General features: G+C 62.4%; 21 protein-coding genes and 1 pseudogene. 16 read left to right on the forward strand and 6 right to left on the reverse strand.

Annotated elements, in window-relative coordinates; genetic code table 11:
* Nucleotides 1-4 precede the first annotated feature (4 nt).
* Complete coding sequence (locus tag ACODR6_RS27905) at nucleotides 5-892, reverse strand: carotenoid biosynthesis protein (protein ID WP_489025615.1); 888 nt, start codon at nucleotides 890-892, stop codon at nucleotides 5-7.
* A 218-nt stretch (nucleotides 893-1,110) separates the two neighbouring features.
* Nucleotides 1,111-1,467 carry a hypothetical protein gene (locus tag ACODR6_RS27910; protein WP_489025617.1) on the reverse strand — a complete coding sequence of 119 codons (357 nt, stop codon included), beginning with the start codon at nucleotides 1,465-1,467 and terminating at the stop codon, nucleotides 1,111-1,113.
* A gap of 304 nt (nucleotides 1,468-1,771) precedes the next feature.
* On the opposite strand from ACODR6_RS27910, the gene ACODR6_RS27915 reads away from it, so the two are divergent.
* Together ACODR6_RS27915 and ACODR6_RS27920 are read left to right on the forward strand one after the other, a co-directional pair.
* The gene (locus ACODR6_RS27915; protein WP_489025619.1) at nucleotides 1,772-2,725 is read left to right on the forward strand and encodes a LysR family transcriptional regulator; all 954 of its coding nucleotides are present in this window, start codon (nucleotides 1,772-1,774) and stop codon (nucleotides 2,723-2,725) included.
* Between the two features lie 218 nt (nucleotides 2,726-2,943).
* Nucleotides 2,944-3,336 carry a hypothetical protein gene (locus tag ACODR6_RS27920; RefSeq protein ID WP_489025621.1) on the forward strand — a complete coding sequence of 131 codons (393 nt, stop codon included), beginning with the start codon at nucleotides 2,944-2,946 and terminating at the stop codon, nucleotides 3,334-3,336.
* 4 nt (nucleotides 3,337-3,340) lie between these two features.
* On the opposite strand, the gene ACODR6_RS27925 is transcribed toward ACODR6_RS27920, so the two are convergent.
* Nucleotides 3,341-4,345: an AraC family transcriptional regulator gene (locus ACODR6_RS27925; protein ID WP_489025623.1), complete on the reverse strand. Its 1,005-nt coding sequence runs from the start codon at nucleotides 4,343-4,345 to the stop codon at nucleotides 3,341-3,343.
* 156 nt (nucleotides 4,346-4,501) lie between these two features.
* Between ACODR6_RS27925 and ACODR6_RS27930 the strand changes: the two genes are divergently transcribed.
* The 6 genes from ACODR6_RS27930 (at nucleotide 4,502) to kce (ending at nucleotide 11,745) form a co-directional block, all read left to right on the forward strand.
* Nucleotides 4,502-5,626 carry a sugar ABC transporter substrate-binding protein gene (locus ACODR6_RS27930; protein ID WP_489025625.1) on the forward strand — a complete coding sequence of 375 codons (1,125 nt, stop codon included), beginning with the start codon at nucleotides 4,502-4,504 and terminating at the stop codon, nucleotides 5,624-5,626.
* A 73-nt stretch (nucleotides 5,627-5,699) separates the two neighbouring features.
* Nucleotides 5,700-7,235, forward strand: coding sequence for a sugar ABC transporter ATP-binding protein (locus ACODR6_RS27935; RefSeq protein ID WP_489025627.1), 1,536 nt, complete (start codon nucleotides 5,700-5,702; stop codon nucleotides 7,233-7,235).
* Nucleotides 7,232-9,271 carry an ABC transporter permease gene (locus ACODR6_RS27940; RefSeq protein WP_489025629.1) on the forward strand — a complete coding sequence of 680 codons (2,040 nt, stop codon included), beginning with the start codon at nucleotides 7,232-7,234 and terminating at the stop codon, nucleotides 9,269-9,271. Before ACODR6_RS27935 ends, ACODR6_RS27940 begins: the two co-directional genes overlap by 4 nt.
* Nucleotides 9,272-9,315: 44 nt before the next feature.
* A complete protein-coding gene (locus ACODR6_RS27945) occupies nucleotides 9,316-9,864 on the forward strand; it encodes a cupin domain-containing protein (protein WP_489025631.1) in 549 nt (182 codons plus the stop codon).
* Nucleotides 9,864-10,796, forward strand: coding sequence for a 3-hydroxyacyl-CoA dehydrogenase NAD-binding domain-containing protein (locus ACODR6_RS27950; protein ID WP_489025633.1), 933 nt, complete (start codon nucleotides 9,864-9,866; stop codon nucleotides 10,794-10,796). Before ACODR6_RS27945 ends, ACODR6_RS27950 begins: the two co-directional genes overlap by 1 nt.
* Before the next feature lie 16 nt (nucleotides 10,797-10,812).
* On the forward strand, nucleotides 10,813-11,745 hold the full coding sequence (kce, locus tag ACODR6_RS27955) for a 3,5-dioxohexanoate:acetyl-CoA acetone transferase (RefSeq protein ID WP_489025635.1): 933 nt from the start codon (nucleotides 10,813-10,815) through the stop codon (nucleotides 11,743-11,745).
* Nucleotides 11,746-11,952: 207 nt separating this feature from the next.
* Here kce and ACODR6_RS27960 read toward each other — a convergent pair.
* A pseudogene (locus ACODR6_RS27960) lies at nucleotides 11,953-12,225 on the reverse strand (IS66 family transposase); the annotation flags it as partial.
* Nucleotides 12,226-12,336: 111 nt separating this feature from the next.
* Between ACODR6_RS27960 and ACODR6_RS27965 the strand changes: the two are divergent.
* From ACODR6_RS27965 to ACODR6_RS27995, 7 genes are all read left to right on the forward strand, one after another.
* Complete coding sequence (locus tag ACODR6_RS27965; RefSeq protein WP_489025637.1) at nucleotides 12,337-13,455, forward strand: NADH:flavin oxidoreductase; 1,119 nt, start codon at nucleotides 12,337-12,339, stop codon at nucleotides 13,453-13,455.
* Nucleotides 13,456-13,895: 440 nt separating this feature from the next.
* Nucleotides 13,896-14,144 carry a LuxR C-terminal-related transcriptional regulator gene (locus tag ACODR6_RS27970; RefSeq protein ID WP_348529280.1) on the forward strand — a complete coding sequence of 83 codons (249 nt, stop codon included), beginning with the start codon at nucleotides 13,896-13,898 and terminating at the stop codon, nucleotides 14,142-14,144.
* Nucleotides 14,145-14,453: 309 nt separating this feature from the next.
* Nucleotides 14,454-14,630 carry a hypothetical protein gene (locus tag ACODR6_RS27975; RefSeq protein WP_162854294.1) on the forward strand — a complete coding sequence of 59 codons (177 nt, stop codon included), beginning with the start codon at nucleotides 14,454-14,456 and terminating at the stop codon, nucleotides 14,628-14,630.
* A gap of 178 nt (nucleotides 14,631-14,808) precedes the next feature.
* Nucleotides 14,809-15,837, forward strand: coding sequence for a DUF3991 and toprim domain-containing protein (locus ACODR6_RS27980; RefSeq protein WP_142859880.1), 1,029 nt, complete (start codon nucleotides 14,809-14,811; stop codon nucleotides 15,835-15,837).
* Nucleotides 15,838-15,903: 66 nt separating this feature from the next.
* Entirely contained in the window at nucleotides 15,904-16,509 is a 606-nt protein-coding gene (locus ACODR6_RS27985) for a DUF1419 domain-containing protein (RefSeq protein WP_142859647.1), read from the forward strand.
* 13 nt (nucleotides 16,510-16,522) lie between these two features.
* A complete protein-coding gene (locus ACODR6_RS27990; RefSeq protein WP_142859646.1) occupies nucleotides 16,523-16,924 on the forward strand; it encodes a DUF3085 domain-containing protein in 402 nt (133 codons plus the stop codon).
* A gap of 112 nt (nucleotides 16,925-17,036) precedes the next feature.
* The gene (locus tag ACODR6_RS27995) at nucleotides 17,037-22,148 is read left to right on the forward strand and encodes a DEAD/DEAH box helicase family protein (protein WP_142859644.1); all 5,112 of its coding nucleotides are present in this window, start codon (nucleotides 17,037-17,039) and stop codon (nucleotides 22,146-22,148) included.
* Here the strand turns inward: ACODR6_RS27995 and ACODR6_RS28000 are convergent.
* A complete protein-coding gene (locus tag ACODR6_RS28000) occupies nucleotides 22,145-22,576 on the reverse strand; it encodes a type II toxin-antitoxin system MqsA family antitoxin (RefSeq protein ID WP_142913686.1) in 432 nt (143 codons plus the stop codon). The two genes, ACODR6_RS27995 and ACODR6_RS28000, sit on opposite strands and share 4 nt — an antisense overlap.
* Before the next feature lie 2 nt (nucleotides 22,577-22,578).
* The gene (locus ACODR6_RS28005) at nucleotides 22,579-22,890 is read right to left on the reverse strand and encodes a type II toxin-antitoxin system MqsR family toxin (RefSeq protein WP_142859641.1); all 312 of its coding nucleotides are present in this window, start codon (nucleotides 22,888-22,890) and stop codon (nucleotides 22,579-22,581) included.
* Nucleotides 22,891-23,204: 314 nt separating this feature from the next.
* Here ACODR6_RS28005 and ACODR6_RS28010 point away from each other — a divergent pair, with 314 nt between their 5' ends.
* Nucleotides 23,205-24,959, forward strand: coding sequence for a ParB N-terminal domain-containing protein (locus ACODR6_RS28010; RefSeq protein WP_142913687.1), 1,755 nt, complete (start codon nucleotides 23,205-23,207; stop codon nucleotides 24,957-24,959).
* Nucleotides 24,960-25,054 lie beyond the last annotated feature (95 nt).

The raw sequence follows: 25,054 nt of genomic DNA on the forward strand, positions 1-25,054 counted from the left end.
GCTGTCAGTTCTCGCGTGAAATACTTCCAACGGTGCAGGAAATCCGGGCTACCGCCAGAAGGGATACGAAAACTATGGTAAAGATAAAAACTGTGAGCATGCTTTCCTGCAGTGCCTGCGCGTTCCACACCATGCCTGATTTGTCCGAGACTGAGCCAATGCCGGAGTTGCTGAACAAGTAGTCCATAACGACGCTCATACTTAGATTGAAATATAGAAGGGTGGCTTGCAAAAAGCCGCCACTATGACGAACGGTAGAGCCACGCTTTTCTCTGTGCCGAAGGAAAATGGCAAAGACCTGAAAAAACAAGTAGGTAACGAACCACCAGCCGAGGAAGTTCGTCAGCGGCACTCCGAAATAAGCACCGCCGTTCTCCCAAATCCAGACATGTCGGAGTGTCGAAGTGACGGGATCGGTGACGAGGTCGTACATTGTCATGATCGCGCCAGCGAAAGCTGGGAGAATGACTACTCCCAGGCCCTTGGAAAGACGGGTATCAACCTGATCGAAAAGGATATTTGCAACCGACCACGAGACGTATCCAATCGCGACATAAGCCGGACCGATGGTCACTGGAACGAGGAACAACTTCAATGGTCCTGTGTAGTGATAGTGCCCGAACGGAAATCCCGTAATTATGCTGGCATTTTCGAGCGCATTTGAAATTAACAATGCAGAAAAACAATAAAAAGCGATACTACCCCAGCCATATCTTCCAAGTCCGTGAATAATCATAAAAAGAAATGCTAGAGCAAAAAGTGGCGTGGGGTTGAAGAGCCCCATTATCGGCATGCCCACAAGGGTGTATGCGAAAGATAGGGCGACCACAATCCAGCTTGACAATGAGGCTCTTCTCTCGGCGCTCGATACACGTTCGATTGAATGGCTCATTTCACGATTCCTGTAGATGCTCGCAACCGAAAGCGATCGAGCGAAGTGGTGACATTTTCGCGTTCTGATGAAGTCGCGTATCCACATCAGCCCAGTCGCCGAGCGTCATCCGGCCGATGCGTTTGGAGTTCCGCCCTACGGTTCGGAAACGATGAGAAACTGCTGTCGGACGTCGACTTCTTCGGAATCGGAGCCGCCCTGTGCGCCGCAAAGTTCCCTCAGGAAACTCCCGAGACGACCAAAGCGAGCAATGTGCATTGAACTACTCCCATAAAAATAGGGCCCCAGGTCGTGCGGGCGTTCCGCAACTGGGTCCCGACATAGCCGTCAAGCAATTGGAGCAGCCCAGAAAGTGCGCTGAGCCACAGCATCACAATCAGTGGGGCCAAGACCGCTGCGGCGATGGTGACGACGGCTATCGGAATTGTGCGGGCGAGCGTGTAGAGCGCAAAGATTCGACTGGAGTCAGTCTGCGGGCCGGGTGCAACCATAGTCGGGCGGATAAGACCGGCGATGGCGAAGAAGGCGGCGGTGAGGACGTCTATAATGGTGACGGTGTAGAGAGCGGTTAGCATAGGATTTCCTATAAGGCTTGTTCACTGTGTTTGCGCCCAACTACTCTGCTGGGAGGGCATCGCGGTCAGCACGAAATAGATTCTGCCCGAGTGAGCAAGAATCCCTGGTCGCATTCTCCCCAACTGGAGAAATCGAAGCTTTGACATCCAAAGCTCTCTCGCAAGCCATTTTCATATGAAAGCGAGCGGCCAGAAACGTCGATGATTTTCGTTTGCGATTGTTGAAGTTCACCGTATCCGCGATTGCACACGATTATCAGCGATGCCACTTTATAAATCCAATGAATTGTTATAATGACGGTACATGCACGAAATTGATCTTCGTCGAGTTGACCTCAACCTGCTGGTGGTGTTCGAGACCCTCATGCGGGAACGGCATGTTGGCCGTTCGGGCGAAGCTCTCGGCTTGACCCAACCGGCGGTGAGCCACGCTCTGTCCCGGCTGCGTCACCTATTGAACGACCCGCTATTCATCAGGCAGGCCGGCGGAGTCAGGCCGACGCCGCGCGCGGAAGCGCTGAGCGCGCCGATTGGTCATGCACTGGCTGCGGTACGCACCGCGCTGGCCGAGACCGACGCCTTCAATCCCGGCCGCGCTGTTCGAACCGTGTCAATTGGAGCTTCGGACTATACGGACCTGGTGCTGATGCCGGCTTTGATGGCTGAAATGCGAATCTCCGCCCCCGGCTTCGACATCCGGCGGCGGCCGACAAGCCGGGAGGCTGTAGTGGGCGATCTGAGGCGTCGCGACATCGACTTGGCGATCGGCCCACTCGCGGCGGCCCCAGACGCGCTGGTTCTGACGCCGCTCTTCACCGAGCGTTTGGTGCTGGTGGCTCGAAAAAACCACCCGGCTCTGGCCACCGCCATGTCCCTGAACATGCTGGCCGAGCTCGACCATCTGCTGGTGTCGATGGACGGCACCGCGGGCAGTCTCGACGACCGGCTGCGCGATGCCGGCCTTTCCCGCCGCGTCGTCATGACCCTGCCGAATTTTTTGGCGGCGCCTTTCATCGTAGCGGCGACAGACCTCGTCTCACTGCTGGCTGAGCGTGTTGCGCGGCGGCTCGCCGACGCCGCAGCCATCGCTATTCACCAGGAACCGGCCCCAAGCCCGTCATGGACTATAGGCGTTGCGCGGCTGGCCGGTGCCGCCCCGGATCCAGCGATAGATTGGGTCGCCAGCGTGGTGGCGAAGGTTGCCACGACGATCGCAGGAGACCGGAGGTTTGACTATCCTGTAGATCGGCCGTCTTAACGTCCTTGGTCGATCGAACTGAGGAGACTGATCTGTTCTAATCAACGCTTCGAACTGTTCGATTTTGAGCGGAGTGTTCCGGTACATTGTCGGGCTATAGCCCAGTGACACGGTCGTCTGAGAGGCCCGTTGGCTGGTGGAAAGAGGATTGCTAACCCTCGGCAACCGTGTTCACCTTAAAGCAGGTGTGGGCATTACGCACGGATGCCGCGCTTCGGATGGTGACGCAGTTCGGCCTCGACGCGCAGACATTCACGGCCCGGACGGACTGGCTGCTCGGTCGCGGGATCGATCTGCCCGTTCATCTCGGATCGGCGGCCCCAGCGAAGGTGACGACGCGGCTGAAATACGCCGTGCAATTCGACATCGGCAACTCGCTCGAATTTCTAAGGAAACGCGGCACCTCCCTGGTCGGCCTCGTTAGCCATCATTCGCCCGAAGACTTCGTCGCGCCGATCGAAAACCACTGGCGCTCCAATCCGGCGCCCATCGCCCAGCTCAACGTCTTCCCGTTCGGCGGAATGCGGCGGACGTCGACTGGCTACGCGACCGGGGCCTTTGGCCGCCCGCCTGAGACCGATTCCCATGCCCGCGTACTTGGCGATCGCTGACCGGCTATTTCAGCAGCCGGAACTGGCCGGGCGTCGTGCCGTTCCAGCGTTTGAATGAGCTGCGGAAATTCGCCGCGTCGGCAAAACCTAAAAGCTCGGAAATATCCTCGATCGTGAATGCGGTCGAGGTGAGGTAGGTGCATGCGAGCTTGTTGCGCACCTGGTCGAGCAGCCCCGAAAAGGAGGTTCCTTCCGCCGTCAGTCTGCGCCGAAGCGTGCGCGAGGTCATGGCGAGCCTCGCGGCCACCTCTTCCATGGAGGGAAAACGGGCAGCGCTTTCCATGAAAATGCGCGACACTTGGCTTGACACCTTCGTCCGGTCGCTAACCGCGCCGATCAGATTCTCGCAGCTCTGCCGTAAGGTCGCGTAGGTGATCGGGTTCGTCAGCGGCGGTCTGTCGTCGAGGATGGAGAGGTCGTAGACGACGCGCGTGGCATCGGCGCCGAACGCGACGGGGCATTGGAACGCTTCCTCGAATATGCGGGCCTCCGCCGGTGGCGCAATGGTCATCTCGATCAACTTTGGGAGCCTGTCCGCATGTGCGATGTCCTTGACGTGCGTCACATGCTGCGCGAGCTGCTGCGTCATAAGGAACGCATGGAGCGGCCGGTCGTAGCCGACTCTCCGCTCGTCGGGGAAACTCCAGATGAAATCATCGCCGCGAATGTCCCAGGCGATCTCGAAAACCGGGGTCGCGAGCTGATGGTAGCGCACGGCGAATTCGAACCCGGAGCGCACGGATGGGCTGCAAAGAAGCGCGAACCCGTAGATCCCGTAGGCCGAAAGATGCAGCGATCTGCCGACGGCGAGCGGCAGCGCGGGATCGGGGCAGGCCTGCACGACATTTGTGCAGGCGGTGAGATAGTTCTGGATCGACGTCTGCGACGTTCCGTCCGCGAGCTGCTCGTAGCTGAGAGAGGTTCCGCGTAGCATCTCTTCGGGCGGGCAGCCAAAGGCGCGAGCGGTTTCGATCAGGGCATAGAGCTTGTAAGGCGCATAGGTCGGCATGGGTCGGCTCGATGATGACGAAGGCCTTGCGGCCCGCATCTATCTTCTAGCATGGCAATTGTCCGTTTAGCACCCCCTATCTGTCCGTTACTCACCTTTCGCAAGAGGTCTCATTCCGCGCAATCTGGCGGTCGTGACGATTGGGAGGAGGAACCCATGACTTTTGTGAAAGGTGCAATGCGCGCCGCCCTTTTTGGTGCGGCGTTGACGATAGTGACCGGCCCCGGGCTGGCCCGTGCGCAGGACAAGGGACCCTACAAGGTCTTCTTGAGCATGAGCTATGTCGGCAACGACTGGCAGGCCGAGGCGCAGAACATGGTCGCCGCCATGGCGAAGGCGCACCCAGACAAGGTCGATCTGCAAATCCAGGTGGCCGGGCCAGTCGCGCAGAAGCAGATCCAGCAGATCAACGCCATGGTGCAGGCCGGTGCCAATGCCATCATCGTCTATCCCATCTCGCCGACGGCGCTGAATTCCGCCATTAAGAATGCCTGCGCGCACGGCGTGAAGGTCTTCGCCTATGACAGCTCCGTTACCGAGCCCTGCGCCTACAATGTCGCGACCGATCAGGTGGCGCTGGCGACCGAGAGCGCGGAATGGGTGGCAGAACAGATGGGCCACAAGGGCAACCTGATATTCATGACGGGCGTTCCGGGCACCTCGGTCGATACCAGCCGCAACACGGCGGCCAAGGCCGTCTTCGCCAAATATCCCGATATCAAGATCGTCGCAGAACCGAACGGCATGTGGTCGCAGGCCGTGGCGCGCAAGGCGCTAACGGAAGTGATGTCGACCATGAGCTGGGACGACGTGCAGGGCGTATGGGGCGCCACGGCCTGCGTCCAGGCTTGGTCTCTCCAGATCGAGGCCGGCAGCAAGACACTTGTCCCATGCGGTGCTGAGGGCACCAACGGCATGCGGGTGATGATGCTTCCAAAAGGCGCGATCAAGGACGCGGCATCGCCCTATGCGCCGCTCGGCGCGCCGGGCATTTCGCTTGAGAGCCATCCGGGCGCCGGCGCCATGGCGCTGAAGCTCGCTTTGGACGCGCTCGACGGCAAGGACGTCGCGAAGGCCACCGTCATGCCGCTTAAGGCCGTCACCTCCGCCAATGCCAAGCTCTGCGAAACGGGCAGTTTCGCGGAACTCTCGGCCGGCTGCAACGTCTTCGATCCGGGCCTCGTGCCGTCCGGCTGGTTTGCCAACATCCTGAATGCCGCGACGCCGGAAGTCGGTTTCCAGGCCGCCCTCGTCGGACAGCCGGAGCCGGCGGGACAATAAATGAACCCGCACATCATGGTGGGGTGGCCGCGATCGCGACGCCCCACCCTTTTCCTGTTCCGAAAGCTTTATCATGTCCGCAGCGATCACCCTCGATCGAATTACAAAGTCCTATGGCTCGAGCCAGGCCCTGGTGGATGCGAGCTTCAGCGTGGGCGTTGGCGCCGTGCATGCGCTGCTCGGCGAGAACGGCGCCGGGAAATCGACACTCGCTAAGATCCTCAGCGGCATCGTCCGGCCGGATGGCGGGCAAATCGATCTGTTCGGCGAGAAGGTTTCATTCATCGACCGGCAGCATTCCAGCGCCCTCGGCGTCGAGACGGCCTTTCAGGAAATCCCGCTCGTTCCCGATCTGACGGTGGCGGAAAACCTGCTGATCCCGCGCCAGCCACTGAAATGGGGCCTCTTCCTCGACCGCCGCGCCGCCCGGCGGTACATATCTTCTCTGCAGGCGGATCTTGATCTCTCCGACATCGATCCCGGCGCGCTGGTGCGGGAACTGGCCCTGTCGCAGCGGCAGAAGGTAGAAATTGCCCGCGCCATCGCTCGCCAGCCGCGCATCCTGATCCTCGACGAGCCGACGGCGGCGCTGTCCAAGGCCGATGTCGATTGGCTGGGGGCGCGCATTGCCGAGTTGAAAGCGCGGGGTACCACCATCATTCTCGTGACCCACCGCATGCCGGAAGTGCATGAATTCTGTTCGGCCATGTCGATCCTGCGCAATGGCCGGCACATCAACACGCACAAGGTCGGAAGCCTGTCCGACGCCGAGGTGTTCCGGGAGATCATGGGACGGTCCGTCGATGCGACCTTCCCGGCGCGCCCGGTTCACAAGACGGCGCTCGCGACGCCGCCGTTGATTGAGACGCGCGCACTGACGGTCGCAAACCGGTTGCAGAGTATCGATCTCACCGTCAGGCCGGGCGAGATCGTCGGCGTCGCGGCGCTTCAAGGCATGGGGCAGGTCGAGCTGTTCAACGCGCTGTTCGGCGCGGAACGCCCCTCCGGCGGCCGTATCCTGGTTGCAGGGCGGGAGAGCCATTTCGCCGCGCCCGCGGATGCGATCGCGAGCGGGATCGGACTGGTGCCGGAAGATCGCAAGATCCAGGGGCTGGCGTTGCACCGCAGCGGCACGGAAAACGCCTCGCTGCCAATCGTCGGTGACTTTTCGCGCTTCGGCCTTATCGACCGCACGCGCGAGCGGGCAAAGGTCGACGCGGTATTCGCGGCCGTCAATCTGCACGCAAGGGCGCTCTACCAGACGCCGGCCGAATTTAGCGGCGGCAACCAGCAGAAGATCGTGCTGGCTAAGTGGCTCTTGACGCAATGCCGCACGCTTCTCGTGTTCGACCCGACGCGGGGCGTCGATGTCGGAACCAAGCACGAGATCTATACTCTTCTGCGCCGGTTCGCGGACGAGCAAAAGCCCGGCGGCGGCGTGCTTTTCCATTCGACCGAACTTCCTGAGCTGATCGGCGTCAGCGACCGGATCGTCGTTCTCTATCGCGGACGCATCGTTGCCGATATTCCCCATGCGCAGGCGAGCGAGGAGGGGATCGGTGCCCTGATGCTCGGAGCGCAGGCGCCGGACCAAAGGAGAAGCGCATGACGGCCGTCACCCTGCGGAGCCCGATGCTCGCCCGGTGGGCTGGGCGGCATCACGGAATGCTGGTGTCGCTTTCGACGCTGATCCTCGCCCTTGTCGTCCTCAACCTCAATCTTGCGGCCGGCTTCAGCTATTACGACATCTCGACGACCTTCGCGAGCACGACGACGCTCGCCATCGCCGCTACCGGCGCGACGATCGTGGTGACGGCGCGCGGGCTCGATCTGTCGGTCGGCGCCGTCGTTTCCCTGTCGAACTGCCTGATCGCCACGAACGTGTCCGACAGTCCGTCGTCGATGCTGCTGTGGGGGCTTGCGGGTATCGCGGCCGGGGCGGCGACCGGCCTCTTCAATGCACTCTTCATCGTCGTCTTCCGCCTGCCGTCGATCATCGTCACGCTGGCGGCCATGTTCATCGTCGAGGGCCTGACGCTTCTGGTGATGGAGCAGCCGGGCGGCGCGGTGCCGGCGGCCTTTTCCGATGCGTTCATGACTGATGCCGTCGCCGGCCTCGTGCCGATGCCGGCCCTGCTGCTGGCGCTGGTTCTTCTCCTCTGGATCCTCATTCGCGCGACCCGGCTCGGCACCTATATCTACGCGATCGGCAGCGACGAGGATGCGGCGCGCGCCAAGGGCGTGCCGGCCACGGCGACGCGCATGGCGGTCTATGTCATCGCGGGGGGGCTCTACGGGCTCGCGGGCCTGTTCCTGACGGCGCAGACGGGATCCGGGGACCCAACCGTCGGGCCGCCGATGCTGCTGCCGGTCTTCGTCGCTGTGGTTCTCGGCGGCACGGCCTTCACCGGCGGCAAGGGCGGCCCGCTCGGCACGATCTTCGGCGCCTTCACGCTCATGCTGATCGTCAATCTGCTACTCGTCTTCAACGTACCGGCCTTCTACGCGACCGTCGTGGAAGGCATGCTTCTGATCCTCGCCGTCCTGGCCTCGTCCGGAGCCCAGCTGCGTCATGCGGCGCAATCACTGCGGCTGGCCGCCTTGCGCCTGCGGGCGGGCGGCGCCGCGGCGCTCCACCAGCATTCCGGGGCAACCCCTGTACCGCGTGTGGATGACACCCTTCCGCAGCGGCCCCTCCTGCGCTGGATGCGCCGCAACCGCGCCGATATCCGAAGATCAACGCCGGCCTGGGGCGGCCTCGCCCTCGTCCTCTTCCTCACGCTCATCCTGTTCTACGGGCGCGTCGGGGTTGGCGGCTATCTCAACACGCTCTTTGTGCTGGCGAGCTTCCTTGCGATCCTGGCGCTCGGGCAGGGGGCCGTCGTTATCGCCGGCGGACTCGATCTGTCGATCCCCGCCGTCATCACCTTCAGCGGCGTCATGCTGTGTGAATGGGCGCAGCCCGGCACTGGCCTCGGTCACGCCGCGATCCCCGCCGTGCTGGTGACGGGCGCGCTAGTTGGGGCGCTCAGCGGCATCGGCATCGGCGTCGTCGGCATTCATCCGCTGATCATGACTCTTGCCGTCAACGGCATTCTGGAGGGCCTCACCCTCGTTGTCACCGACGGCACCCCGCACGGCCTGCCGCCCGCCGCCGTAGGCTGGCTCATGACCGGAAAGCTGTTCGGTATCACCCCGGTCGTCTGGTTTCTCGCCGCCTTCGCGATCGTCGCGCATGTCCTCCTGGCGCGCACATCCTTCGGGCGGAAACTCTTTACGACGGGCGAGAGCACGACCGTAGCCTTCTTTTCCGGCGTCGCGGTGGCCCGCGTCCAGGTCGCGACCTATGCGCTCAGCGGCCTGTGCGCCGCGCTCGTCGGCATCCTGCTCGCAGGTTTCAGCGGGCAGGCCTTCATCGACATGGGCACGCCGTATCTCCTGCCATCCATCGCAGTGGTCGTCATCGGCGGCGTCGCCATGACCGGTGGGCGCGGCAGCTATGCGGGCATGCTCGGCGGCGCGTTTCTGCTCACGGCCTTGTCCACCGTCCTGCAAGGCATGTTGCTGCCGCTGGCGATCCGCAACATCATCTTCGGCTTCGTTATCCTGACGGCCGTCATCGGCCTTCGCGAAAAACACCATTGACCGTTGGCGCGTGGCGCCCGGAATTTTTATGAGGAGGAAGCACCATGCTAAAAGACGTACGCCGTATCGTCACCGAGAACGATGAAAACGGTCGATCCCGCGTGATGATCGACGGTAGGGCCGACCAGATCATGACGGTTCTGACCGAACTCTGGCTGACTGAAGCCGGGCCTCACGATCACTCGAAGCCGGTCGATCTCGCCAAACGATCGCGGTCGCTGGAGCCGCCGAAGGGCGGCACCGTCTTCCGCTTCTTCCAGATCGCCCCGGAATCGCAATCGGCGCATTTGTCCTGGGACGAGCGACAAAAGGCTGGGCGCGACTGGTTCGCGGCGATGGGCGCTTCACATCTTCAGCCCGACACCACCCGTCACGAAAGCATGCATCTGTCGCCGACGACCGACTACATCGTGCTTCTGTCGGGCGAGGTCACCCTGGTCCTCGATACCGAGGAGCGCCAGATGAAACCCTTCGACGTCGTCGTCCAGCGCGGCACGAACCACGCGTGGGTCAATCACGGCACCGAGGACGCATTGATGCTGGCCGTCTTGGTGGATGGCGGCGCGGGAGCGGGAACGGAGCGCGGCCGGTGATGCGACCTACGGTGAAATGCGTCACCGTCGTCGGCTGCGGAACGATCGGCGCGAGCTGGGCGGCGCTCTTCCTGGCGCACGGGCTCGACGTCTGGGCGACGGACGTGCGCGCCGATGCCGAGGCCGGGCTGCGGGAGGCCGTCGCCGGCTTCATGCCGTCGCTGAGCGGGGCGATCGCGGCAGGCGGCGGCAAGGTGGGTTCTCTGGTCTTCACGCCCGACCTCGACGTCTGCTGCAGCAACGCCGATTTCATCCAGGAAAGCGCCATCGAACGCCTCGACGAGAAGATCGCGCTGCTGGCGCGGATCGATGCGGCCAGCCGTCCGGACGTCGTCATCGCATCGAGTTCGTCCGCCATCGGCGTCACCGACATGCAGGTGGCCTGCGCCCGGCCAGAGCGGGTCATCCTCGGCCATCCCTTCAATCCGCCGCACCTCGTTCCCCTCGTGGAACTCGTGGCCGGCGAGAAAACGCAAGGCTGGGCGCTGGAAGCCGCGGAGGCCTTTTATCTCTCGGTCGGCAAGACGCCGATCCGGTTGAACCGGGAGGTCTTCGGCCATGTGGCCAACCGCCTGCAGGCCGCCATCTTCCGCGAGGCGGTCAGTCTTCTCCAGTCGGGCGTCGCCTCGGCCGGCGATATCGACAGGGCCGTCACCGAGGGGCCGGGCCTCCGCTGGGCCTTGATGGGACCGTTCCTGACCTATCACCTGGCGGGCGGACCCGCCGGCATCCGTGGTTTCATGAGACAATTTGCGCCGATGCAGCAGACCCTGTGGGCCGAACTGGACGCGCCGGACCTCAATGAAGCCCTGCAGGCGCGGATCGTTGCGGCCGTCGAAGATGCCTATGAGGAACGCTCAATCACCGACATCAGCGAAAGGCGCGACAAGCGCATCGGCGCGCTACTGCGCGCCCGGGCCGACGAAAGCTAGAAAGGACAGCGACGCCGTGAACAGAAAAAAAGTCATCATCAGTTGCGCCATCACCGGCGCGATCCACACGCCCGGCATGTCGCCCTATCTGCCGGTAACCCCGTCCGAAATCGCCGCGTCGGCCATCGAGGCGGCTCAGGCGGGTGCCGCCATCCTGCATCTCCATGCCCGCGATCCCGAAACGGGGCGCCCGGACGCCGATCCGGAGATCTATGCCCGGTTTCTTCCGCGCATTCACGAGGCGACGGACGCCGTCCTCAACCTGACGACCGGGGGCGGCCTCACGATGACGGTGGAGGAGCGCCTGCGCGGGCCGCTGCGCTTTCAGCCGGAGATGTGCTCGCTCAACATGGGCTCGATGAATTTCGCCATCTTTCCGCTCGCCGAGCGCGGCTTCGACTGGAAGCACGACTGGGAACAGGCCTATCTGAGCGGTACCAAGGACTACATCTTCCGAAACACTTTCGGCGATATCGAAGGCATCATCGAGCGTCTCGGCAAGGCGCACGGCACGCGTTTCGAGCACGAATGCTACGATGTCGGCCACCTCTACAATCTCGCGCATTTCGTCGACCGCAAGCTGATCGAGCCGCCGTTCCTGGTGCAGACTATTTTCGGCATTCTCGGCGGCATTGCAGCCGAATGGGAAAACCTCGCCTTTATGAAGGCAACGGCCGACCGGCTGTTCGGCGATGCGTGTGAGTGGTCAGTGCTGGCGGCCGGCCGTAGCCAAATGCCCTTCGCCACCCATTCCGCCATGCGCGGCGGGCACGTCCGGGTCGGGCTGGAGGATAGCCTTTATATCGAGCGCGGAAAGCTCTCCACATCGAATGCCGAGCAGGTCCGTAAGATACGCGGCATTGTGGAAGCGCTAGGTCTTGAGATTGCAACACCGTCGGAGGCCCGCGCGAGGCTCGGCCTCAAGGGCCGCGACCGCGTCCGGATTTAGCTGCCATTGCAACAAGAGAAGCACGTTGAGACGGTTTCCATTAGGCATCAGCCTCAAGAAGCAGCTTCGGTGGCGGAAGATTGCATTCTGGAGCGTCTGATCGTTGCTCACCTTGCAATCAGCAAAGGGTGTGAAACGTTCCACAGTGAACTTCAGAAGTCGCTTATCGATCTGATATCCTTGGCCAATGTGCCGGCGGCTTCGCCATCTCGCGCTGCGCACGAACGACGAGTTCCTTCTTGTCAAAGGCACGAATTTCATCGAACGCTCGCTAAATTGTAGTCCACTTCGATCCGGCCATCCTCCAAAAAGGCTGCCATCCCGCTCCAATGGCTGGACGTGAAGGTGATGGCCATGCCGCGTTCCTTGACACCTCGTCTCTCAAATCAGTGAGGTGGACCTGAGTTCTCTAATAAATAAGAGCCGCTCACTCCGCCTGACGCTAAGCCGTATATCAGCGCCTTCCCCGCGCAGTTCCGCCGTAGTTGCCGCTAGGTATAGTGACGTATACCTAAGCACTCGTAAGTGCCTTCTTGACGCTAGGTGTACGATATATACCTATGAGGTCTCATTAACTTGGAGACTTTGTAAATGGTAAATTCGGATACCAGCGTGCTATTCCAGCCGCTGAAAATTGGATCATTGGAACTTAAGAACAGGATCGTCATGGCACCAATGACGCGACTGTTTACCGACAACGGCGTACCGGGCCCGCAGAATGCTGCCTATTACAGGCGCCGTGCCGAAGGCCAGGTCGGGCTGATCTTGTCCGAGGGCACCGTCATCGACCGTCCCGCCTCACGCAACGATTCCGGCATTCCGTTCTTCCATGGCGACGCGGCCCTTACCGGCTGGAAGCAGGTCATCGACGAGGTCCATGCGGTGGGCGGGCGGATGGGCCCACAGATCTGGCACACCGGCGCTGCGCGCTACATCAACAACTGGGAGCCCGACGCACCGGTGGAGAGCCCCTCCGGACTCGATGCACCCGATGCTCCGCGCGGCGTGGCGATGACCGAGGAAGACATTACTGATACCGTTGCGGCCTTCGCGAAAGCCGCGGCCGATGCCAAACGCCTCGGCTTCGACACCGTCGAAATCCACGGTGCGCACGGCTATCTCATCGACCAATTTTTCTGGGAAGGCACCAACCGCAGAGCCGACCGCTATGGCGGGCCGACGATCAAGGAGCGGTCGCGGTTCGCAGCCGAGATAGTTGCCGCGGTGCGTGCGGCCGTCGGTCCCGGCTTCCCGATCATCCTGCGCTTCAGCCAGTGGAAACAGCAGGATTACAATGTCCGCGTGGCGGACAGCCCCGATGTCATGGCCGAATGGCTGGTGCCGCTTGTGGAGGCCGGCGTCGATATCCTGCATTGCTCGCAACGCCGGTTCTGGGAGCCCGAATTCCCCGAAATCGATGGGGAGAACGGCCTCAACGGCGCCGGCTGGGCGAAGAAACTCACTGGCGCGACGACGATCAGCGTCGGCTCCGTGGGCCTCGACGGGGACGTCACCAACGCTTTCCAGGGCAGGGGATCAAAAAGCGCCGGCCTGGACCGGCTGGTCGAGCGGATGGAGCGTAATGAGTTCGACCTAATCGCCGTAGGACGCGCCCTTCTTGGCGATCCCGAATGGGTTACCAAAATCCAGGGGAGCGATTTCGCGAAATTGAACGGTTTTGATGCCGCAGCCCTCGGTGAGCTTGTCTGACGCCGACTTGGACGAGCGGGTTTCAAACCCGCTCGTCGAGGCTGACAGATGCTGTCATTCGCCTATTTAGGCTCTAATTCTTCAAACAACGTCTGTAGGATCGAGCTCAGCTTCTTTCAACGAGCAAGTGACCGTCCGCTAGGCCACCAAAGAGGAGGTGCGCAGTCTCAATCTGCGGGCAATCTCCAGCGACCCCGCTGGCGAGGAGCGGCGGTTTTACAACCGAACCGAACCAGAATGTCTTGGTGCGAGAGGCTCCGATGGCGCGTAGTTCCATAAATCGCATTATGCGAGATGTTATAACGTTACATGAAAAGGAGCGAAGAAGAGATTTCGACTTTCCGAGGCACCTTGGCTGCCGTCGACCAGGTCCCGGCGGCAGCTCTTTTTGTTGGGGCGTCGCCAACTCACCTCCACCGATGTTTCGATGAGGGCACTCGGTGCCACGCTCTCCGCCGACCACGGCGCAACCAACCGCGATTTTTGTCATGAAGGAATGGATACTTTCGCCGCTTGAAAAGAGCTGCATCCGATGGATTTATCGAGGCAGAACCGTCGCCGAGATCGCATCCCTCGAGGGTAAGAGCGTTGTTGATATCGAAAACTGCCTGCGAAGTGCTTTACGCACGCTGGAGGCAAAATCGATCGCGGAGGCGCTCCAGAAGGCGAACCTCCCTAACCCCGATTGAGGGGCAAATCACTCCCGACGCCCGCTCTTGACTTGAAAACGGAAGCGATCTTGTTGCCGAGAGCCGCGGGAAGCGTCTGGCTCAAATGCGAATGCCGTACCCGACAGAGCGTTCCAGCTGGAGCAAACCAATCCCGCTCTTTTGGATGGCGTCCTGGCCCGGTGCCGGATCTTCCACGATCAACCCGCAGGGGGTCCGCTAGCAAGCTGCGGCCGCTCCGGCTTCGCCTCGCGGTGATCGCGCCCGTCCTCGGGCCTTGTGAGGAGCCATCGAGCGGGAATTGGCCCGCTCCCGATGGAGCCACTTCAAATGTCGCACGATCTTTCTCTCGCCCAGTCCCACGCCTTCCAGCTTTCCCGCGACCTGATGGTCCCGGTCACTCTGTTCACGGTCGACGGCGAATACGGCGTCCTTCCGTCCGACGAAATCGACGCCGACGACGATCTGGAGATCGTCCATGAATTTTTCCCATGGGCGGCTCATTGAGCCGCCGTTCCTGAGTGCCGCTTGCGAGCGGCAGGCCGCAAGGGAGGCTTCGCCGCGGCCGACCCAGGCATTGCATGATCCGACAATTGTCAGCCGCGCCCTGGCGGCCTTTGCTCTTCGCGGCTGGTGGAAGCGTGCCCGAGAAGAGACGGGCAAGGAAATGCGAGGAAGAAGAGGCATGGACAGAAGAGAAATAGAGGCGCTCCGCGAACGGGTGAAGTGTGCTGCCGTTCTCGAGCAGACGGGCTTCGCCATCGATATGAAGGAAAGCACGCGGCGGGCAGTGAAGTTTCGACGGGGGAGCGAGATCGTCATCGTCACCCATGAGGGGCGCGGATGGTTCGATCCGCTCAGCGATGCAAAGGGCGACGTGTTCGGTCTCGTCGCGCATCTCGACCATGTCGACTTTCTCGAATGCGCCGGACGTGTTGCCGCGCTCGTCGGTATTTCGATCACGGAACCGGAATGGCGGTCTCCAAAGATAGAGCAAGACTACGACCTCTCTTTATCCGAGCGATGGCAAACACGCCGCCGTCCATGGCCCGGTTCGTCGACCTGGGCTTATCTCGATGGTCAGCGTTTCCTGCCGGCATCTTTGCTTCGCGCCGCGATCCGGCAAGATCGTCTGCGCGAGGGGCCATATGCCAGCATGTGGGCAGCGCATACCGACAGCGCCGGAGCCGTCACCGGTTGGGAGGCGCGGGGTCCCGAGTATCGCGGTTTTGCCTCCGGAGGGACAAAGGTTCTCTTCCGCCTGGGGCAGGACACGGCGTTGCGCCTGGCTGTCACGGAAGCTGCGATCGACGCCATGAGCCTCGCCGCCATCGAGGGGTTGCGGGATGGAACGCTCTATCTCAGCACCGGCGGCGGATGGTCGCCGTCGACGGAGGCGGCGCTGCGGCAGATGGCATCGCGGCCCGAGGCTCTGCTAGTTGCGGCGACAGACGCCAATCCGCAAGGCGAGATGTTTGCCGAGCGGTTACGGGCGCTCGCTGACGACGTCGGCTGCAACTGGTCGCGCCTTCGCCCGCCGGCGGACGACTGGAACGAGGCCCTGAAAATCAGGGAGAAAGAAAGGAGGGAGAGGAAGGAAGGCGGCGTGCCGCATTCGCTTCGCCCGCGTCAAGGGAGGCTTCGCCCGGCGGAGCCGGCCCTTGACCCGGCCGGTCGCGATGCCGGCGGCCCGGAAGGTGTCATGAAGGACTGAAGAGGATGGCAAGGTCGGAAGGACAGTGCCGCACTTCGGTCCGGAACCACTCCGAAGGAGCCGCAGATGAATCCCTCTTCCGCAATCCGCAAAGTCTTCCAGGGCGTCGCCTCACGCCAGCAAATGTACCGGATGTTCGATCGTCACGCCCAGCGTCCGAACCGCTGGGAGGATGACGCTGCCCCGCTCTATGCCGGCGAATGGTTCGAGATCGCCGATACCGAACATGACTACATGTTCGAAATCCTGCCGCCGCTCTGGATCCGTGGATCGATGTTTGCGATGCGCGAGTTTCTGACAGGATCGGTGACATCGGTGTTCTTTGCGCTGCGGATCGACGGCGTCATCCGGCATTTCCATGGCTATTGCGATCTTTCCGACCGCCAGGCCGTTGAACGCATGCGGGTCGAAATCATCGAGCGCGAGAGCCGGCCGGTGCGCGCCATGTCGCGCGAGGAACGGCTTGAGCATATCTGGAGTATGACGGCGGACGACTATCGTGGTTATGCTGGCGAGCGCTGGCCGGAGGAGTCGCGTGGCAAGCGCACGATCATGCTTTACGGCGGCCAGACGGGCAGCACCCTGAAGCTGCTGGACGATCTCTCCGACGACGAAATCGCAGCCAAGCTGCCGGTGCAACTGCGCCACCTCCCCTCGCCGATCGCCGCATGAAGGAGGTCGCGCCATGCTTTCCTTCCCGCTCACATCCGTCCGCGCGGTGATTGCCCGCGGTCGGGCCGATGCGGAGGCCAATGGTGGCTTTCGTGATCTCTATTACGGCCTGCGCCCTGGCAAGGACGAGAAGCCGGGCCTCTGGCTCGTCGGCGATCACGGCGTTTATCTGATGTCCAACGGCAAGCTGCTCGATGGCGCCAAGCCCTTGGTCGTCTATGCCGAGGAGTGCGATCCCAGCACCAATGACGACTGGTTCGACGTCAAACGCCGGACATTCGGCGGCGACGACGGCGTCGATTTCATCGACGCGGAACAGCTGGAACCGATGATGGCGGCGGCTCCAGAGGCGACGCACCTTCGCATCGCATTTCATCAGGACTCGATGCAGCTCACCCTGATCGCGAAGTCCTGATCACTGAGACCACCGGCCCCCGTCAGGCCACCAATCCCTGAACCCAGAGCGTACTTCAATCCCGCGAGCTTTTCCGCGGGTGATGACGCTCGCCTTTCCCGAGGAGAACTTCATGAGCAACGATCCCTTCACTCTCGACATGTTCGGCAGCAGCGCGCTGTCGTCCGGCCTTGGCCTCGGCGGCGTCACAGCATTTGGCGGTTTCGATGCCGTTGCTGCCAATGACGACGACCCCGAACCGACACCGCCCTCTTCTGCCCCGGCCTTGCCGGTCGCGACGGCAAAGCGTCCGGCGCCGCGGCGACAGGGCGGCCGGTCCAACTTCTACCTCGACGATGCCGATCGCGTTCTTGCGGCGACGTGGAAGGAACGGGCGCGCATCAATGTCGCGGCGATCCTGATCGCAAACAACATCGAGAAGCAGGACCGGCCGGCCACTCGCGAGGAGCAGCAGCGGTTGATCCGCTTTACAGGCTTTGGCGCATCGGAACTTGCGAACACGATATTCCGTCGTCCGGGCGAGCCTGACTTCCGCGCCGGCTGGAGCGAGCTTGGCACTTCGCTCCAGAGTGCGGTTTCGGAGGGAGACTACGCGTCCCTTGCCCGCTGCACGCAATATGCGCATTTCACGCCGGAGTTCATCATCCGGTCCATCTGGGCGAGCTTGCAGCGCCTTGGCTGGCGTGGCGGCCGGGTGCTCGAGCCTGGCATCGGCACCGGCCTGTTCCCCGCGCTGATGCCGAAAGCATTGCGCGATCGGAGTTTCTTCACCGGTATCGAGCTTGACCCTGTCACCGCCAGGATCGTCCGCCTGCTACAGCCGAAGGCGCGGATCATCAACGGCGACTTTGCGCGCGCCGATCTGGCGCCGATTTACGATCTCGCCATCGGCAATCCGCCTTTCTCCGACCGGACCGTCCGATCCGACCGGGCCTATCGCTCGCTGGGCTTGCGGCTGCATGACTATTTCATCGCCCGTTCGATCGACCTCCTGAAACCCGGCGCGCTCGGCGCCTTCGTCACCAGCGCCGGCACGATGGACAAGGCGGATGCGACAGCACGCGAACACATCGCCAAAACCGCGGACCTGATCGCCGCGATCCGCCTGCCGGAGGGCACCTTCCGCCGCGATGCCGGCACGGACGTCGTGGTTGACCTGCTCTTCTTCCGCAAGCGCAAGACCGGGGAGGCTGAGGGAGACCTCTCCTGGCTCGCCCTTGAGGAGGTGCGACCGGCGACGCAAGACGACGGCGCAATTCGGGTGAACCGCTGGTTTGCGCGACATCCTGATTTCGTGCTTGGCGATCATGCCCTGACCTCCGGCCCCTTTGGCGAGACCTACACCTGCCGACCGCGTGCCGGCGAGGACCTTGAGGCGGCTTTGCAGCAGGCGATCCTCCTGCTTCCCGAGGGCCGCTATGACGGCGAGCCGACCGAAATCGACATCGACCTCGAGACCGAGCTCGGCGAGATCGTCGACCTTCGCCCCGACAGTCGACAGGTCCGGGAGGGTAGCTTCCTCATCGACATCAGACGCGGTCTCATGCAGATGGTCGACGGCGCGCCGGTCGAAGTCCAGGTGCGCAAGGGCCGCACCGGCGACGGCATGCCGGAAAAGCACGTCCGCATCATCAAGAAACTGATCCCGATCCGCGACGCCGTGCGCGATGTGCTGAAGGCCCAGGAACAGGATCGGCCGTGGCGCGATCTGCAGGTTCGCCTACGAATCGCCTGGTCGAGTTTCGTGCGCGATTTCGGGCCGATCAACCACACCACCGTCAGCATCACTGAGGATCCCGAAACCGGCGAGGTGCGCGAAACGCACCGCCGCCCGAACCTGCAGCCCTTTCTTGACGACCCCGATTGCTGGCTGGTCGCCTCAATCGAGGATTACGATCTCGACACCGACACGGCCAAGCCCGGCCCGATCTTTTCCGAACGGGTGATTTCGCCCCCTGCCCCGCCGGTAATCACCAGCGCCGCCGATGCACTCGCTGTTGTCCTCAACGAACGTGGTCGCGTCGATATCGAGCATATCGCCGAACTGCTGCACAGACATGCCGATGCGGTCGTCGATGAACTCGGCGATTCAATCTTCCGGGATCCTGACGACGGGTCCTGGCAGACGGCCGACGCCTATCTCGCCGGCCCGGTCCGCACCAAGCTCGCTGTCGCTGAAGCGGCCGCGGGACTGGATCCAGCCTATGAGCGCAACGTTCGTGCGCTTCGGGCCGTACAGCCCGGCGACCTTCGCCCCTCCGACATCACCGCACGTCTGGGTGCGCCGTGGATTCCGGCGAGCCATGTCGTGGCTTTCGTCAAGGAGAGGATGGGCGCCGACATCAGGATCCACCATATGCCGGAGCTTGGCAACTGGACCGTGGAGGCGCGGCAGCTTGGCTACAGTGCCGCCGGTACATCCGAATGGGGTACCAGCCGCCGTGATGCCGGTGAACTGCTCGCCGACGCACTGAACAGCCGCGTTCCGCAGATCTTCGACGTCTTCAAGGACGCCGGCGGCGAGCGGCGCGTCCTGAACGTGGTCGATACCGAAGCCGCGCGCGACAAGCTGCAGAAGATCAAGCAGGCCTTCCAGGATTGGGTGTGGACCGACCCGGATCGCACCGACCGGCTGGCGCGGGTCTATAACGACCGGTTCAACAACCTCGCGCCGCGCAAATTCGATGGTTCGCATCTCAAACTTCCTGGCGCCTCAGGCGCCTTTGTTCTCTATGGGCACCAGAAGCGCGGCATCTGGCGGATCATCTCGTCCGGCTCGACCTATCTCGCGCATGCCGTCGGCGCCGGCAAGACGATGACGATGGCGGCCGCAATCATGGAACAGCATCGCCTCGGTCTGATCGCCAAGGCGATGCTGGTCGTGCCCGGCCATTGCCTGGCGCAGGCGGCGCGTGAGTTCCTCGCCCTCTACCCCAATGCCCGCATCCTGGTGGCGGACGAGACCAACTTCACCAAGGACAAGCGGGCGCGATTCTTGAGCCGGGCGGCGACCGCCACCTGGGATGCGATCATCATCACGCACTCGGCGTTCAGGTTCATCGCTGTGCCGTCGGCCTTTGAACAGCAGATGATCCACGACGAGCTCGAACTCTATGAGGATCTGCTGACCAAGGTCGACAGCGAGGATCGCGTCTCGCGCAAGCGCCTCGAACGACTGAAAGAGGGTCTGCAGGAACGCCTGGAGGGCCTCGCGACTCGCAAGGACGATCTTCTCACAATCTCGGAAATCGGTGTCGACCAGATCATTGTCGACGAGGCGCAGGAGTTCCGGAAGCTTTCCTTCGCGACCAACATGTCGACGTTGAAGGGTATCGATCCGAACGGCTCGCAGCGCGCCTGGGACCTCTACGTCAAATCCCGCTTCATCGAAACCAAGAATCCCGGCCGGGCGCTGGTGCTCGCTTCCGGCACGCCGATCACCAACACGCTTGGCGAGATGTTCTCGATCCAACGCCTGCTCGGACACGAAGCGCTTGCCGAGCGCGGTCTGCACGAGTTTGACGCCTGGGCATCGTGCTTCGGCGACACGACGACCGAGCTCGAAATACAGCCCTCCGGCAAATACAAACCGGTCAGCCGGTTCGCGAGCTTCGTCAATGTTCCGGAACTGATCGCGATGTTCCGCGCTTTCGCCGATGTCGTCATGCCGGAGGATCTTCGCGAATTCGTCAGGGTGCCTGATATCTCCACCGGCCGGCGGCAGATCCTCACCGCTAAACCGACGCCGGCCTTCAAGGCCTATCAGCAGATCCTCGATGCCCGTATCAAAGCGATCGAGATGCGCGAGGGACCGGCACAGCCCGGCGACGATATCCTGCTCTCGGTCATCACCGACGGCCGCCATGCGGCGATCGATTTGCGCCTCGTCATCCCGGTAAACGATAACGAAAAGGACAACAAGCTCAACCTCCTCGTCCGCAACGCCTTCCGGATCTGGCAGGAGACCAGCGAGGCCACATTTATTCGCCCGGACGGCAAGGCTTACGAGCTGCCAGGTGCGGCGCAGATGATCTTTTCCGATCTCGGCACCATCAATGTCGAGAAGACCCGCGGCTTTTCGGCTTACCGTTGGATCCGCGACGAGCTCGTGCGGCTCGGTGTTCCCGCTTGCGAAATCGCTTTCATGCAGGACTTCAAGAAAACCGAGGCCAAGCAGCGGCTCTTCGGTGATGTGCGCGCCGGCCGGGTTCGGTTCCTGATCGGCAGTTCCGAGACAATGGGCACGGGTGTCAATGCGCAGCTCCGTCTGAAAGCGCTGCACCATCTCGACGTCCCGTGGCTGCCGTCTCACATCGAGCAACGCGAGGGCCGAATTGTCCGGCAGGGCAATCAGCATGACGTGGTCGATATCTTCGCCTATGCCACGGAAGGGTCGCTCGATGCTTCCATGTGGCAGAACAACGAGCGCAAGGCCCGCTTCATCGCGGCAGCGCTCAGCGGTGATACATCGATCCGCCGGCTCGAGGATCTCGGTGAAGGGCAAGCCAACCAGTTCGCCATGGCGAAGGCCATCGCTTCCGGTGACGAACGGCTGATGCAGAAGGCTGGACTGGAGGCCGATGTCGCCCGTCTGGAACGGCTGCGCGCCGCCCATGACGACGACCAATATGCGGTCCGCCGGCAAATGCGCGATGCGGAAGGCGACATCGAGGTCTCGACCCGCCGCATCGCGGAGATCGGCCAGGATATCGGCCGGCTGGTGCCGACTACCGGCGACGCTTTCGCGATGACCGTTCTCGGCAAAGCCTACCAGGAGCGCAAGGATGCCGGCCGCGCGCTGATGAAGGAAATCCTCACTCTTCTCCAACTGCAGCAGGAGGGTGAGGTTCATCTGGCGAGCATTGGGGGTTTCGATCTTGTCTATGAGGGCGAGCGCTTCGGAAAGGGTGATGGCTATCGTTACCTCACCACGCTCCAGCGCACCGGCGCGGATTACGAGATCGATCTTGCGGTGACGGTGACGCCGCTCGGCGCCGTGTCCCGCCTCGAGCACGCGCTCGACGGGTTCGACGAGGAGCGGGAACGCTATCGCCACCGCTTGGAGGAAGCGCGTCGGCGGCTTGCCTCCTATCGCTCGCGTGAAGGCGGCGTTTTCCCCTTTGCGGATGAACTTGCCGAGAAGCGCAGACAGCTCCGCGACATCGATCAGGCCCTCGCCGATGATGCGAGGCGTACGGACGAAGCCGCTGCTGTTGCCGCTTAGCTTGCCTGTTGCCGCAACTCTTCGATGAGTTCCGGATGCCGGTCGAGAAGGCGCAGCAATTGGCTGGTCGGGCCGCTTGGCTCGACCAAGCCGCGCTCGTATTTGTCGAACGCGCTTTCACCAACCTTCAGGATGCCGCCTGCTTCACGTTGCGACAGTTTTAGTTTTTTGCGCACTCTGCGGATTGTCGACGGAGAGGGAATGCCTTCAACTTCTTCCTTCAACGCCCGCAAGGCCGCGTCCGTTGCCTCCATGTCGTTGCCGACATGAACACCTTCGTCGCCGCTATCGGGATAATATCCCGGCAGGTCGACCGTTTTGCTCTTGCCCTTGTAGGTCACGACAAACGGTCGGACGTCCCGGCGCAGCGTCTCTCCGGTTTCCGGTGAGATCATCGTTTCGGGCAGTATATTTGCTGCAACCGCCATTATCATCTCTCCTTGAATGACATGATCCGGAATTCCGTGATCACGTCCGCCTGGAATTTCACATAAAGCACCATGCCGTGCTCGGGGACCGGCACATGATAAACATCTTGCCATACCCGATGGTCTGCGTTCGCTGTCATCGACTTGTAGAACATACGGCGCTCGATGGTGTCGATGGTCGCGACGATGCCGGCGCGGTCGTAGCCCAATGAGGCGGCATCCCGCAGCGCCGTCGTCGTGATGGCAAGCGTCGAAATCGACCCCAAAACAGCTTTAACGGCCTCGAGATCGTATGTCGGGCGCCTTTTCTCCATGACTTTATATGACACCTTAATGGTGTCAAATCAAGCTTGTCGTTGTGGGGAAAAGATAGAGGAAAATCCGGGAGGAGAACCGGTCGCAGATCGGTCGTCCCGTCGCCGCTTGCGCTCAACCGCCGCCTCCGCATCCCGGCCACTCGTCCCGCGCAGGGCGCGAGGCACCCCGCTTGTCCTTCGAAGCAGGGACGCTCGGCCGCAGTTGCGCCGGTCCGCCCGTCCTGCGGTTCGGAAAGTGTCTTCGGAAAGAGATGAAGACAGGAAGGACCGGCAAGAGGCCGCGTCCCCGCATCCCGGAAGAGGAAAATCCCATGCATATCATGAAGGTCGATCCGCGCTCGTTGAAGGACAATCCGGACAATACCCGGCAATCCAAATCCACCCCGCAGGCCGATGCGCTGCTGCTCGCCACCATCAAGGCCGTCGGCATCATCCAGCCGCCCGTCATTTTTCCCGAAGTTGGTGGTGGGAACGGCTACGTCATTGAAGCCGGTCATCGTCGCACCCGCATGGCCATCGCCGCAGGCCTCGAGGAAATCGAGGTGCTCGTCGTCGAAGCCGCAAACGACAATGGCGCCATGCGGTCGATGGTCGAGAACATTGCGCGCGAACCGCTGAACCCGGTCGACCAGTGGCGCGGCATCGAACGCCTGGTCGCACTCGACTGGACCGAGGAAGCAATTGCGGTGGCACTCGCCCTGCCCGTCCGGCAAATCCGCAAGCTGCGCCTGCTCGCCAACGTCCTACCGGCGATGCTCGACCAGATGGCGTTCGGCGACATGCCGAATGAGCAGCAGCTCCGCACGATCGCGGCAGCACACCTCGATGAGCAGAAGGAGGTCTGGAAGGCGCAGAAGCCGAAGAAGGGCCAGCCCGCCGCATGGTGGCAGATTGCCAACGCGCTGAGCAAGACCCGGATGTATGCCAAGGATGCGAGCTTCGGTGACGATCTCAGAGAAGCCTACGGCATCGAATGGATCGAGGATCTGTTCGCTCCCGCGGACGAGGACAGCCGCTACACCACCAATGTCGAAGCCTATCTCGGCGCCCAGCAGGAGTGGATGACGAACAATCTGCCCAAGAAGGGAATGATCGCCGAGGTTTCTCAATGGGGCGAGGTGAAGCTGCCGCAAAAGGCAAGCCGCGTCTATGGCAAGCCCGGCAAGGGTGACCACACCGCCATGTATCTGGATCGGAACGGCAAGGTTCAAACCGTGCATTACCGGATGCCCGAGGAGAAGAAGACCAAGGGCAAGGGAGCGGTCGTCGGAGGTGGCGACACCGCTGGCGAGGATGCGATCGACGGGCCGAAGCAGCGTCCCGACGTCACGCAGAAGGGCCTCGATATGATCGGCGACCTCAGGACCGACGCGCTGCACGAGGCGCTCGCCCGCGCACCGATCGAGGACGACACGCTGATGGCCCTCCTTGTCCTCGCCTTTGCCGGCATGAATGTCCGGGTTGACTCCGGGGCAAACGACCACGTCTTCGGCGCGAAGCGGTTCGCCCGCCATGCGGCTCGGTTGCTCGACGCTGACGGCAAGCTCGCCTTCGACCGCGACACCTTGCGGGTTTCCACCCGCTCGATGCTGGTCGATGTGCTGTCGTGCCGCCGAGGCATGTCGAACAGCGGCATCGTGTCGCGCATAGCCGGCGACGCCATCGGCGCGGACGGATACCTCCCGAACATGGGCACAGAAGACTTCCTGCTTTGCCTGTCGCGGCAGGCGCTCGAGGCTTCGTGCGAGGGCACCTCGGTTCTCCCCCGCCCGAGGGTCCGCGAGACCCGTGCCGCACTGGTCGAGCACTTCAAGCAAGGGCATTTCGTCCATCCGGCCGCCCTGTTTGCCCCCGATCCGAAGGATCTCGCCGAACTGATCAAGCAGGGCGAGGTCGTGGAGGATTACGATACGGTGACCTCCGAGGAAACAACGGATCGCCTCGAAGGCGAACTTGCTGACGGCAGCGTCGCCGGCGAGGAGGCCGATTTTGCTGTCGCCGATCCGGAAGCCGGTGACGGCGCCGACGACGCGGTCGAGACCGCCTACGGCATCGCGGCCGAATAGCCGAAGCCCTCCCATCTTTTCCGATCGATCCCCCGCCGCCGGCCATCACCGGCGGCGGTTCGTTTCCATGAACACCGCAGAATTTCAAGGAGATG

This window comes from Rhizobium sp. FG96, assembly GCF_057808655.1.